Consider the following 12,800-nt stretch of genomic DNA (forward strand, 5'->3'; position numbering starts at 1 on the left):
ACACCTGCAGGCTTGTGCCTTTTTTTATCATTTCAGTTTGGCCAACGCTTCTTTGATCCTTTTCCACGCAAGTTCAATATTATCCATGCTTGCGGCAAAAGAAAAACGAACACAGTTTGGTTCGCCGAATGCATCGCCCATTACGCAGGAAACGTGTGCATTGTTGAGGATGTACATACTGAGGTCGCCTGAATTTTGAATGGTTTCTTTTCCGTCGGATTTACCATAGTACGCACTCACGTCGGGGAACGCATAGAATGCGCCTTCGGGTGCGAAACATTTGAATCCGGGTATGTCGTTGATCAGTTCGAGCGTCCTGATCTTTCTTCTTGTAAACTCATCGGCCATCTCTTTTGAAGGGCGCAGGTCGCCGGTTAACGCAACCACTGCCGCTTTCTGTGTGATGGAGCAGGTGCCGCTGGTGAATTGTCCCTGCAGTTTTTCCATCGCTTTTGCGAGTGTTGTGTTTGATGCGGTATAACCCAGGCGCCAGCCTGTCATCGCAAAGCCTTTACTCAACCCGTTGATCACAACCACGCGGTCTTTCAGGTCTGCGAACTGCGCAATGCTTTCGTGTTTGCCTACGAAGTTGATGTATTCGTAAATTTCATCAGCGAGTATGGTGATGTTGGGATGTTTCCTGAATACTTCCGCCAGACCTTCCAGCTCCGCTTTGCTGTATACCGCGCCGGATGGATTACAGGGTGAAGAGAACATGAACACTTTTGTTTTACCGGTGATCGCCGCTTCAACCTGTGCGGGTGTGGCTTTGAAACCGCTTTCGGCACTGGTCCTGATCTCAACCACTTTTCCACGCGCGATCTTTACCAGTTCGGAGTAGGTTACCCAGTACGGGGTGGGGATCACCACTTCATCGCCTTCATCCACCAATGCAAGTATAGCGTTTGCAAGGCTTTGTTTGGCGCCGGTTGACGTAACAATATGTTCAGGTTTGTATTCGAGGTTGTTATCGCGCAGCAACTTTGTGCAAACGGCCTCGCGCAGGTCCATATAACCCGCAACCGGCGAATAATGGCTCCAGTTGTCGTTGATGGCTTTAATGGCCGCATCCTTGATGTGTTGCGGGGTATCAAAGTCTGGCTCGCCCAAACTTAAATTGATCACATTGTGGCCCTGTGCCGCCAATTCACGGCCAAGTTTGGCCATTTTGAGGGTTTCGGGTTCATTAAACCTGTCGAGAAGCGAAGAAAGTTGCATGTTCAATTACATTAAAAAAATGGGTTATTTAACTGTTTTACGGGTGAAAGTTCGTTAAAACTATCCAAACGGTTGTAAGTTTTGATTGGGCTCCATTGCAAATTGGATGAATCGGTAATAGTTCGAGATAAAGAAAGGAGCTGGTAACACTTCATTGGAAGTATGCACCTGCACAATAACTACAGCCAATCATCCAAACAACTTCAAACCATCGTAAATTTGTTGCATGCCACATGAAGCGATCTCGGTTTTCGATATGTTCAAAATAGGAGTCGGCCCATCCAGTTCCCATACACTGGGCCCCTGGCGCGCGGCTTTGCGTTGTGTGGATACGATCCGGAGAAAAACCGCGCTCCACCAGGTGGATTCCATTACTGTTCTGTTGTATGGATCGCTGGCGAAAACAGGCCGGGGGCACGGCACCGACATCGCCGTGTTATTGGGTTTGTGCGGTGAGGATCCCGTTACCATCGACGTCGGCTCCATCACACCAAAAATAAACGCGATCGCAGGCGATCAAAAGTTTCGTTTGGGCGGTGAAGAATGGATACCATTCGACATCAACAAACAACTCCTGTTTTTATACAATGAAACGCTGCCCTTTCATCCCAACGGGCTTTCCTTCCTCGTGGCACTGAAAAACGGGGAAAGCTGGAGCGAAACTTTCTTTTCCATTGGCGGTGGTTTTGTGGTGAAGGAAGGTGAAAATGACGGCGGCAAATCGCCGGTAGATCTTCCTTTCCCCATCAATACGGCAAATGACCTGCTGCATTGGTGCATGAATGGCATGTCCATCCACGAAGTGGTAATGGAAAACGAGAACGCGTGGCGGCCCGAAGCGGAGACCAGGCAGGGTGTGCTGAAGATCTGGAACGCGATGAAAGAATGCACTTATCGTGGCTGTCATGCGCAGGGCGAATTACCCGGCGGCTTACAGGTTCGCCGCCGTGCTTTCGATCTCAACAGGCGGCTGGTCAAAGACAATGTGTACCACGATTATGAGAGCTGGATAGAAGCGATCAGGGCAGGCGGACAGGATTTCAAATACATCCTCGATTGGGTAAGTTGTTTTGCCCTTGCAGTGAACGAAGAGAATGCGTCGTTTGGCCGCGTGGTTACCGCACCTACCAACGGGGCGGCAGGTGTGATACCGGCGGTGCTTCAATATTTTATTGCGTTTTGTGATGGCAACGATGAGGATAGGATCATCAACTTTTTACTAACGGCCTCAGAGATCGGCAGCATCTTTAAAAAAGGTGCCACTATTTCTGCGGCGATGGGTGGGTGCCAGGCAGAGATCGGCGTATCGTCTGCGATGGCGGCCGCTGCGCTCACAGAATCGTTGGGAGGTACGCAGAGACAGGCATTGATGGCGGCCGAGATCGCCATGGAGCATCACCTGGGCCTGACCTGCGATCCCATTGGTGGCCTGGTGCAGATCCCCTGCATCGAAAGAAATACGATGGGAGCGATCAAGGCCATTACCGCATCGCAGCTGGCGCTGCAGAGTTCGCCCGATTATGCGATCGTGAGCCTCGATAAAGTGATCAGGACAATGTGGGATACGGCGCTCGATATGAACAGCAAATACAAGGAAACGGCAGATGGCGGCCTTGCCATCCATATCCCCATCAGCCTGCCCGAATGTTGATAAGCCCGGAGGTGGAACAGTTTTTTAAAGTTATACAGGGATCAAAGATCCACACGAATGCTCCGCCAATTCAGCTACAGCAGATTCATTTCTATTTTTAAAAGAAGAGCCATGAACAGACAACAGGTTGTGATCATAGGCGCAGGCTTCGCAGGACTGCAGCTCGCGCGGCGACTGAAGAACAGCGAGCTCGATATTACGGTTATCGATCAATACAATTTCCACCAGTTTCAACCCCTGATGTACCAGGTGGCCACGGGCAGGCTCGAGCCGAGTTCCATTTCATTTCCGCTGCGCAAGGTGTTCCAGAAAAAAACGAATGTGCATGTGCGCCTCGCCAAAGTAACGGGCATCGATCCTGTTTTGCGAAAGGTAGAGACCGACCAGGCAGGCACTTTTTCTTACGATTACCTGGTGATCGCAACGGGGTGCACCACCAATTATTTCGGTAACAAAAACATAGAGCGTTATTCGTTCCCCATGAAATCTACCGGGGAGGCGGTTACGCTGCGCAACCGTATTCTCTTGAATTTTGAGGATGCGCTCTCTGCAACAGAGGATCAACTGCCCGGCATCATGAACATTGTTGTGGTAGGCGGCGGGCCAACGGGCGTAGAGCTTTCGGGCTCGCTGGCGGAGCTGAAGAAAAACATTCTGCCGAAAGATTATCCCGATATGGATTTTTCGAGACTGAATGTTTACCTCATCGAAGCAGGCTCCGCCACACTCGGCCCGATGAGCAAGGCATCGCAGCAGAAATCTCAACAATATTTAGAATCGATGGGTGTGCATGTGATGTTGAACGCACATGTTGAAGATTACGACGGAAAAACGGTGGTGTTGAAAGACGGTACCACTATCCCCACGCACACTTTGATATGGGCCGCGGGTGTTACCGGTAATGTTCCGCCGGGAATTCCGCAGAATAAGCTCGTGCGAGGCAACCGCATCAGGGTAGACGAGTTCAACAGGGTAGAGGGCCTTACGAATGTTTTCGCCATGGGCGATATCGCATACATGGAAACCAAAGAATTTCCAAAGGGCCATCCGCAACTGGCCAATGTTGCCATTGCGCAGGCCAAGAACCTGGTAAAGAATATTGAAAACCTGGTGGAGCGCCAACCGCTTCTTCCATTCAGATACAAAAACCCCGGCACCATGGCCACTGTGGGAAAACGCAAGGCGGTTGTTGACCTTCCCTTTGTGAGTTTCCAGGGAAGATTTGCCTGGTTTGTATGGATGTTCCTTCACCTGATGCTCATCGTTAGCGTGAAGAACCGGTTGATCATTTTTATTAACTGGGCCATCAGTTATTTTACAAACGATACAACCTTGCGGTTGATCCTCTTGCCCAATAAAAAAGCAAAACTGGAAAAAGTAAGAGAACCAGGCTTTGAAATGACGCACTAGGAAACCAGCTTTTTAAAGTCGATGTCGTTCCAGTAATGCTTGAAATCGTAGTATTAAAATGTCTCTACCTTAATAGCGATGCAGTATTGTATTCTATAAATGGCAATCGCCTATTGAAACAGCATAAAAAAAGGGGGGAGAACCTTTTTTGTCGTAATTATTTCTTTGAATCTCCAGGGATGGTACTCAATGTTGCTATTTCTTTGGCTAAATACATTAGGTCTCTTTTTTTCACAACACTGTCAGCGATATAGATTCTGGGCACTGTGCCTTTTCTTCTGTTTGGGTCGGGTATTTTGGTCACTTCAAAATAACAGCTGTCGGGAAGCCCGTTTTTATCTGTCACAACGGTTACCGTCAATCGCTTTGCAACAGTAGCGATGGAGGTCATTACTTTTTCGACATACGCATTCATATCCGTGTTCTTGGTGATCTGGCTGCCATACCGCAGTGCAGCCCGCTGTGATTCGTTCGAAAAGAGTTGCTGCATCTGGCCCACCGTTATCACGTTAATACCCTTCGGCGCCAGGTTTTCCCGTAACATTAATTCAAATTCTGTTGCCTCGGGAAAATCATTGAGCCTGATAACAACAGGTAATTGCCTGGACAACAAGTCAGGAGTTTGCGTGAAACAAGCAATAAATATCGTCGCGAAAAGCGTAAATACCTTCAACATAATTATCAATTATTCCCACTGCAAGCGTACATGAATACTGCTGCGCCGTCAGTTCATCCGGGGATCAACTTCAAGCTCTTCCAGCGGGATCTCCGAATAATCACGGATCTCATTGTACAATGTGCCGCGTTCTACCGGTTGTCTTTTTACCTGCCTGATCAGCATAACCAGGTCGGCCGTACTCATGGTCGGAACCTGTTCCTCGCTGCCGGCCATTGCATAGATCTTAGTCGAGTCATCGATCGTACCGTCGATATCGTTCACGCCAAACGACAAGGTAAGCTGCGCGTTCTGCCTGCCCAGCATTGGCCAATAGGCTTTGATGTGGGGAAAGTTGTCCATATACAATCTTGAAACGGCATACATGCGCATGTCTTCGATCACCGAAGATTCTTTGATATGACTCATGTCGTTGTCCTTGTTACGGAACTTGAGCGGTATGAACGTATTGAATCCCCCGGTCTCATCCTGCAGCGTACGTAGCCTGTCCATGTGGTCGATGCGGTGTTTGTACGCTTCTATGTGTCCGTACAGCAAGGTTGCGTTGCTGTGCATGCCCAGCTGGTGGGCAGCTTTGTGAATGTGCAGCCAGCCTTCCGCATCTACTTTGTCTTCGCAGATCTGTTTCCTGATATCCGGGTGGAAGATCTCGGCGCCGCCACCGGGGAGGGAGTCAAGCCCCGCCTCGTGTGCCATCCGCATGCCTTCTTCAACACTCACTTTTGCTTTTTTGAACATGTAGTCGAGTTCAACGGGTGTAAAGGCTTTGATGTGCAGATCGGGCCTGTGGGCCTTGATCGTTTGCAACAATTCGATGAAAAACGCGAGGTTCATTTTGGGGTGAACGCCACCTACAATATGCACTTCCGTAACGGGTTTGCCATCGTAGCTTTTAACGATGTGCATCATTTGTTCAATGCTCAGTTCCCAGCCCTCTTCGCGGTTGGCATAGAGGCGCGAGTAGGAGCAGAACTTGCAGGAGAATACACAAACATTGGTGGGCTCTATGTGAAAATTGCGGTTGAAATAGGTTTTGTCGCCATGCTTTTCCTCCCTTACCCAGTTGGCCAGAGCGCCAAGAAAGGAAAGTGATCCTTTTTCGAAAAGAGCAACGCCATCGTCGAAACTGATGCGTTCTTTACGGAGTATTTTTTCGCCTATCTGTTTGAGTTGGGTATCTGCGGTATTGGCTACGATTGCGGAAACTGATTCGGTCATCTTCACGTGTTTGAAAAGCGAAATTAATTAGTAATTAGGAATTAGGAATTAATAATTAAATAGAACACGGATTTGACCTTATGGCAAGGAATAAACGGATTTATCCGTCCATACCTGTATCATAAGTCAAATCCGTATTCTCTATTTCAAGCCAGGAAATAAATGCAGATCAATGTTTTACCGCCATCGCTTCTTCGGGGTTGTGTTTGTACCTGAAAAACAGCGGGAACAAAATGCCCAGTATCAATGCGTAGCCTGCAAAAGCGATCCAGATGCTTTGCCAGTTTTTGATGCCGTCTACCGTATAATGATCGATCACCATCCCGCTGATGTAATTGCCGAGGAAGGCGCCGATGCCATTGGTCATTAACATGAACAAGCCCTGCGCACTGGCCCTGATCTTGATATCGGCCTCTTTTTCCACGAACAACGACCCGGAGATATTAAAGAAATCGAATGCCATTCCATAAATGATCATCGAGAGGATCAGCATCCACAAACCCGGCCCGGGATCGCCGAAGGCAAACAACCCGAAGCGGAACACCCATGCGAAAATGCTCATGATCATCACCTGTTTGATGCCGAATTTTCTAAGGAAAAACGGAATGGTGAGGATGAACAGGGTTTCCGAGATCTGCGAAATAGAGATCAGTACATTGGAATGTTTTACACCAAATGCATCGGGGAATGTTTTACCGAAATCATCAAGGAAGGTAGAACCGTAGGTATTGGTGATCTGCAAAGCTGCGCCGAGCAATAAGGCAAACAAAAAGAAAATGATCATTTTTTTCCTGCGGAACAACACAAACGCATCAAGTCCCAGCGAAGACGCAAAACTCCTTTTCTCCTTTGTTGGAACGGGCGAACAGGCGGGCATGGTAAAAGAATAAATACCCAGTATTATTCCCGCCGTGGCGCTGACATACAGTTGAAAAGGGCTTTTGTTCCAGCCTAGGAGGTCTACCATCCACATGGCACAGATAAAGCCGATGGTTCCCCAGACACGGATGGGCGGGAAGTCCTTTACGATGTTGAACCCTTTTTTCTCGAGCACGATATATGACACCGTATTGTTCAACCCGATGGTTGGCATAAAGAAAAAAGAGTTGAAGAGCATGATCAGGTAGAGCCCCTGGTAATCGGTGATCCTGGACGCGACCAGCAACAGCACTGCACCTACGATGTGGCAGATGCCCAATACGCGTTCTGCGTTGATCCACCTGTCTGCAACAATGCCGAACAATGCCGGCGTAACGATCGCGGCGATACCCATCGTGCCATAAATACTGCCCACCTGCGCGCCATCAAAACCCAGTACATTGAACATATAGGCGCCCATGGAAATGAGCCAGGCACCCCATACAAAAAACTCCAGAAAATTCATCACGATAAGGCGCGACTTGATATTCATATGCAGAACGTTTAGCTTAACAATGATTCGACCTTGGAAGATAATGAGAAGCGTTGAGCTACGCGCTATAGTGGGTTGGTTTTTTTTGCGCCCGGCAGGTTGGGCCAAATAAAACGGCCATTCCAGGGAATGGCCGTTTTATTTAAACAAGGTGTAAAATCAGATATGAGACTGGATCTTTTTATCCAGAACAGACTTAGGCACGGCGCCGATCTGTTTGTCTACGATCTGCCCGCCTTTGATGAACAGGATCGCAGGAATGGAAGTGATGCCGTAGTTCACACTCAGGTTCGGGTTGTGGTCAACGTTTACTTTGCCCACGTTCACTTTGCCATCGTATTCTTTTGCAAGTTCTTCGATAACCGGCCCGATCGCGCGGCAAGGTCCGCACCATTCTGCCCAGAAATCAACTAATGTTAATTTATCGCTGTCCAGTACGGTAGCCTGGAAGTTTGCGTCTGTAAGTTCTAAAGCCATTTTTTTAGTATTTAATTGTTAAGTTTTAATCGTTACTAAGGAAGGATGTCAAATATAAACCCAAACCCATATTCCTGCTCTTTTGACTTTTCCACCGATGTGATTAATGACGGTGGGGCAGCAAGCCTGACATCCTAGCATAACGCCTGCGTTTAAAAATTGTTCGGCTGGCCTGGCTGTGTGCGGCAGGTTATTCTGGACGTCGATGGGCTTAAGCAAAGGCCCTGGTCCGGGCCAGTACTGAAAAACCGAGGCGAAACGCTGGCACGCTTATTTAATTTTTCACCCTGAAGCAAAGCACCTGACGATGAAAACGATTCTACTTTTCAGCCTGTTATCGATAGCAGCCATTTCCTGCACCAAGAGCGTACAATTGAGAGAAAATGTTACCGGAGATATGGCCATATCGCCTGGTAAGGAAACCACAACACGATGGGCGTCGCTGCCGGAACTATCGGCCTTTTTTAGCCCGGCCAATGTACAGGTAACTGTGAAACCGGAGCCGTATGTGATCTGCGAAAGCTACCAGGACGGAGCGTCAGCTAAACCTTGTAATATATTCATCAACTTCAACCTGGTTCTGTCACAACCGGTAAATGATTATTTACGGGTGGAAATAGAACGGAGCAATGTTGTAACAGCAGACAAACCCGATCCTGCTGAAGGCGACACCTCAGTGGTAAATCCGCCGGTGGCGTACCCGGGGGCAAAGATCTGGATCGTGGTTCCTCCTAATAAAACCACTTTAACGTTCAGGACTGCTTTGTCAAACCAAAGCAATACCAGCATCAGGGAAAATGAATTCAGGATCGCCCGGGTTGGGTTTTATACACCGGTGAACTGATCATCCTGCTATTCCCTGTAGCCCACCTGCACTTCCACATCCGGGTTGTTCATTAGAAAATCCGCCATTTCTTCGTTCATCTGGAACCCTTTTTCGAAAGAGTAGAGACTCACTTTCAGGTTGTCTTTCGGCTCGTAAATGTTGAACCTGATGGACGATTTGCCCGGGAAGCTGCGTACATTTTTGTCTACAAAATTGACGAAGTCCGGCGTTACCGATGCCGGGTGCAAATTGATCTCGATGCTTCTCGTGAGGTTCTGTTTTACCGTTTCCAGCAGCGATATGGTGTTGATCTTGAAGTCGTATTCGTTGGGCCTGTTGTAACGGGGCCGGAAAAAACCGTTGAGCAACACATTCTGCCCTTTTTCGAGGTAGTTCTGGAACTTGATGTAGTCTTCGCTCCACAAGAGGAATTCCGTTTTTCCCGTAAAATCCTCGATCACAAAAGATCCGAAGTTCTTCCCGGTTTTTGTTACGCGGTGCTGCACATCAATGATCAAACCCGCCACACGCAGGCTCTTACCCGGGTTTGCAACCAGGTGCAACGATTCTTTGATCTCGTTGAAATCATTGATCTTGGTGATGCCATAATACTTCAATTCGAACTTAAAGTGATCCAGCGGGTGGCCGCTCATGAACATGCCCGTAACATCTTTTTCATGATCGAGCAGTTCGGTCAGTGTCCATGGCTCACAGTTTGGAATTTTCGGGATCTGCACCTGCATGGCATCGGAGAGGTCGCCAAACAATGTATTCGTGTTCCCGGTTGCCGTTTGGTTTGCCTGCCCGTAACCGATGATTTTCTCGAGCCCCGTTGTCCTGTCGCCATCCGCAATGTGAAAGTATTGTGCACGGTGGTAGGTGGTAAAACAATCGAATGCGCCGGAATAGGCAAGGCTCTCCAGCGATTTTTTATTTACGTTTTTCTGCAGCACGCGTTTGATAAAATCGAACATGTCTGCATACGGCCCGTTCTTTTCCCTTTCAGCAATGATGTTGTCTACGGCCGCGTCGCCCACACCCTTCAACCCGCCCAGCCCAAAACGGATCTCGCCTTTCTGGTTCACCGCAAATCCTTTCAACGATTCATTGATGTCTGGCCCGAGTACCTTGATGCCCATCCGTTTGCATTCTTCCATAAAGAAGGTGATCTTTTCTATGGCTCCGGCGTGGTTGAGTACGGCCGACATATATTCTCCCGGGTAATGCGCCTTGAGGTAGGCCGTTTGGTAGGCCACAAATGCATAACAGGTAGAGTGTGATTTGTTGAACGCATATTGTGCGAAGGCCTCCCAGTCTGTCCAGATCTTTTCGAGTGTTTCTTTCGCATGCCCTTTGGCCATTGCGCCGTCGATGAACTGCGATTTCATTTTATCCAGAACGGCTTTCTGTTTCTTACCCATCGCCTTGCGCAACACATCCGCATCTCCCTTGGAGAAACCGCCGATGCTCTGGCTCAGCAACATCACCTGTTCCTGGTAAACGGTAATGCCGTAAGTGTCTTCGAGATATTCTTTCATATCATCGAGATCGTAAGTGATCGGCTCACGCCCATGCTTACGGTCGATGAATTTAGGGATGTAGGCAATCGGGCCCGGGCGGTACAGGGCGTTCATGGCAATGAGGTCGTCAAACTTGTCGGGCTTCAGTTCACGCAGGTATTTCTGCATGCCCACGCTCTCGAACTGGAACGTTGCGTTTGTTTCTCCTTTCTGGTACAACTGGAACGTGAGCTCATCGTCGAGCGGAATATTGTCGAGGTCGATCGTTACATTGTGGTTTTGTTTGATCAGCATCAACGCCGTTTTCAGGATGGAAAGGGTTTTCAATCCCAGGAAGTCCATCTTGATAACGCCCGCATCCTCGATCACACTTCCTTCGATCTGCGTAACCCAGAGATCCGAGTCTTTTGCTGTGGCAACCGGCAGCAGCTCTGTAAGATCGCGCGGCGCGATGATGATGCCCGCGGCGTGGATGCCGGTATTGCGCACCGATCCCTCCAGTCTTTCCGCTTCTTTCAATACCTGCGCGCGGATGTCGTTGCCGTTGTAGATCTCGCGGATCTTTTTTACGTTCTCGATGTCGTCCTGCTGGTAAGCTTCTTTCTCTTCGAGCGATTTCTCGCCGTCTTTGGCGGTAAGCGGTGCATGCAGCACACGGCGCAGTTCGGTACCCGGTTTATCCGGTACCAGCTTCGCCAGCATGTTGCTTTCGGCCAGCGGCAGATCCAGCACGCGCGCCACATCTTTGATGCTCATCTTAGCGGCCATCGTGCCGTATGTGATGATCTGCGCCACCTGCGCCTTGCCGTATTTATCAACCACGTAATCGATCACGCGCTGTCTTCCCTCATCATCAAAATCCGTATCGATATCGGGCATGCTCTTACGGTCCGGGTTGAGAAAACGCTCGAACAGCAAATTGTATTTGATCGGGTCTATGTTGGTGATGCCGATGCAATATGCCACCACGCTTCCCGCCGCTGAACCACGGCCCGGCCCTACGAATACGCCCATGTCGCGGCCGGCCTTGATGAAATCACTAACGATCAGGAAGTAGCCTGCAAAACCCATCGTTCGGATGGTGAACAGCTCAAAGTCGATGCGCTCCTGTGTTTCAGGTGTAATATCAACATACCGTTCCTTCGCACCCAGGTAGGTTATGTGTTTCAGGTATTCCCACTGGTTCAGGTTAGCGTCGTTGTGCACCTGGAACTCTTTCGCGATGGGGAAGGCGGGGAGGAGAATGTCTTTTTTAAGGTTGAGGATCTCTATCTTGTCAACCACCGCCTGCGTATTGTCCAGCGATTCAGGGATATCGCTGAACAGCCTGGCCATCTCGTCTTTTGTTTTGAAATAGAACTGGTCGTTCGGAAATTTGAACCGCCTGTTCTTGATCTGCGTATCATCGTTCACAAAATCATCGAAGCCCGGCGTACTTTGCTTTTCGCCCGTGTTGATGCAAAGGAGGATGTCGTGTGCATTGGAATCTTCCTGGTCTACGTAATGGCTGTCGTTCGTAGCGATCACCGGCACATTGTATTTCTTCGAAAACTTCAGCAATGCCTGGTTGATGATTTCCTGTTCCTTTATGTTGTGCCGCTGTATCTCGATGTAATAATCCTCTCCAAAAAGATCCAGCCACCATTTGAATTCTGCCTCGGCCTTTTCTTCTCCATCGTGTAATATGGTTTGCGGAACATAAGCGCCGATGCAGCAGGTTGTGGCGATGAGCCCCTCATGGTATTTTTCGATCAGTTCTTTGTCGATGCGCGGGTATTTGCTATACATACCCTCGATAAAGCCCAGCGAGGTCAGTTTAACAAGGTTCTGGTAACCCGTTGCGTTTTTGGCAAGCAGTACCTGGTGGTAGCGTTCGTCTTTCGCTTCCTTGGTAAAGGATTTCAGGTGCCTGTCTTTCACCACGTAGAATTCGCAGCCCACAATGGGCTTTACCACCGGTTCCAGGATGTCTTTTCCTTTCTCGTCTTTGCCTACCACCTTGGTATTCTTCCATGCCTGGCTCACAAAATTGAAGGCCCCGAACATGTTTCCGTGGTCGGTGATGGCAAGCGCGGGCATGCCGTCTTTCGCCGCTTTCTTGTACAGGCTGTCGATCGGCGCGGCGCCGTCGAGCAGGGAATACTGGGTATGAACGTGTAGATGAGAAAATTGCATGATACTATTGGATATTAAGGTTTGGCGCAAGGCGGTTGGGTCAATCCCATACGACTTAACAAACCACCTGCAAATATCGTTTAATGCGCCATTCTTTTCCTTGGGCAATTTTCCACATCCCGGTTGGCACGATCCGAAATGCGGAAGGCGGGTGCAGTTCCGCCTCATGGTTATCCACATTTTGGATTTTAACATTCCCGATCTGTAAAAGTTATTCA

General features: G+C 48.9%; 9 protein-coding genes. 3 read left to right on the plus strand and 6 right to left on the minus strand.

The window, feature by feature from the left end:
• Nucleotides 1-27: 27 nt before the first annotated feature.
• Nucleotides 28-1,218, minus strand: coding sequence for a pyridoxal phosphate-dependent aminotransferase (locus GWC95_RS09060; protein ID WP_161818385.1), 1,191 nt, complete (start codon nucleotides 1,216-1,218; stop codon nucleotides 28-30).
• Nucleotides 1,219-1,444: 226 nt separating this feature from the next.
• On the opposite strand from GWC95_RS09060, the gene GWC95_RS09065 reads away from it, so the two are divergent.
• Both GWC95_RS09065 and GWC95_RS09070 read left to right on the plus strand, forming a co-directional pair.
• Nucleotides 1,445-2,869 (plus strand): L-serine ammonia-lyase, encoded by a 1,425-nt coding sequence (locus GWC95_RS09065; RefSeq protein WP_161818386.1) that lies wholly within the window; start codon nucleotides 1,445-1,447, stop codon nucleotides 2,867-2,869.
• A gap of 111 nt (nucleotides 2,870-2,980) precedes the next feature.
• On the plus strand, nucleotides 2,981-4,279 hold the full coding sequence (locus tag GWC95_RS09070) for an NAD(P)/FAD-dependent oxidoreductase (protein ID WP_161818387.1): 1,299 nt from the start codon (nucleotides 2,981-2,983) through the stop codon (nucleotides 4,277-4,279).
• 157 nt (nucleotides 4,280-4,436) lie between these two features.
• Here GWC95_RS09070 and GWC95_RS09075 read toward each other — a convergent pair whose 3' ends face one another.
• From GWC95_RS09075 to trxA, 4 genes are all read right to left on the minus strand, one after another.
• Nucleotides 4,437-4,955: a hypothetical protein gene (locus GWC95_RS09075; protein ID WP_161818388.1), complete on the minus strand. Its 519-nt coding sequence runs from the start codon at nucleotides 4,953-4,955 to the stop codon at nucleotides 4,437-4,439.
• Between the two features lie 48 nt (nucleotides 4,956-5,003).
• A complete protein-coding gene (gene mqnE / locus GWC95_RS09080) occupies nucleotides 5,004-6,173 on the minus strand; it encodes an aminofutalosine synthase MqnE (RefSeq protein ID WP_161818389.1) in 1,170 nt (389 codons plus the stop codon).
• A 169-nt stretch (nucleotides 6,174-6,342) separates the two neighbouring features.
• A complete protein-coding gene (locus GWC95_RS09085; RefSeq protein ID WP_161818390.1) occupies nucleotides 6,343-7,584 on the minus strand; it encodes a nucleoside permease in 1,242 nt (413 codons plus the stop codon).
• 159 nt (nucleotides 7,585-7,743) lie between these two features.
• Complete coding sequence (trxA, locus tag GWC95_RS09090; RefSeq protein WP_161818391.1) at nucleotides 7,744-8,061, minus strand: thioredoxin; 318 nt, start codon at nucleotides 8,059-8,061, stop codon at nucleotides 7,744-7,746.
• 307 nt (nucleotides 8,062-8,368) lie between these two features.
• Between trxA and GWC95_RS09095 the strand changes: the two genes are divergently transcribed.
• The gene (locus GWC95_RS09095) at nucleotides 8,369-8,905 is read left to right on the plus strand and encodes a hypothetical protein (RefSeq protein ID WP_161818392.1); all 537 of its coding nucleotides are present in this window, start codon (nucleotides 8,369-8,371) and stop codon (nucleotides 8,903-8,905) included.
• Nucleotides 8,906-8,913: 8 nt separating this feature from the next.
• Here GWC95_RS09095 and dnaE read toward each other — a convergent pair whose 3' ends face one another.
• Nucleotides 8,914-12,582 (minus strand): DNA polymerase III subunit alpha, encoded by a 3,669-nt coding sequence (gene dnaE, locus GWC95_RS09100; RefSeq protein ID WP_202630254.1) that lies wholly within the window; start codon nucleotides 12,580-12,582, stop codon nucleotides 8,914-8,916.
• Nucleotides 12,583-12,800: the final 218 nt, after the last annotated feature.

It is taken from the genome of Sediminibacterium roseum (assembly GCF_009939005.1).
In the GTDB taxonomy this organism is placed as follows: domain Bacteria; phylum Bacteroidota; class Bacteroidia; order Chitinophagales; family Chitinophagaceae; genus Sediminibacterium; species Sediminibacterium roseum.

What these genes read in the sequence shown, in the direction of transcription:
- GWC95_RS09065 (WP_161818386.1), top strand. Translation starts at nt 1,445, where the DNA reads ATGCCACATGAAGCGATCTCGGTTTTCGATATGTTCAAAATAGGAGTC.
- GWC95_RS09070 (WP_161818387.1), top strand. Translation starts at nt 2,981, where the DNA reads ATGAACAGACAACAGGTTGTGATCATAGGCGCAGGCTTCGCAGGACTG.
- GWC95_RS09060 (WP_161818385.1), bottom strand. Translation starts at nt 1,218, where the DNA reads ATGCAACTTTCTTCGCTTCTCGACAGGTTTAATGAACCCGAAACCCTC.
- dnaE (WP_202630254.1), bottom strand. Translation starts at nt 12,582, where the DNA reads ATGCAATTTTCTCATCTACACGTTCATACCCAGTATTCCCTGCTCGAC.
- mqnE (WP_161818389.1), bottom strand. Translation starts at nt 6,173, where the DNA reads ATGACCGAATCAGTTTCCGCAATCGTAGCCAATACCGCAGATACCCAA.
- GWC95_RS09085 (WP_161818390.1), bottom strand. Translation starts at nt 7,584, where the DNA reads ATGAATATCAAGTCGCGCCTTATCGTGATGAATTTTCTGGAGTTTTTT.
- GWC95_RS09095 (WP_161818392.1), top strand. Translation starts at nt 8,369, where the DNA reads ATGAAAACGATTCTACTTTTCAGCCTGTTATCGATAGCAGCCATTTCC.
- trxA (WP_161818391.1), bottom strand. Translation starts at nt 8,061, where the DNA reads ATGGCTTTAGAACTTACAGACGCAAACTTCCAGGCTACCGTACTGGAC.
- GWC95_RS09075 (WP_161818388.1), bottom strand. Translation starts at nt 4,955, where the DNA reads ATGTTGAAGGTATTTACGCTTTTCGCGACGATATTTATTGCTTGTTTC.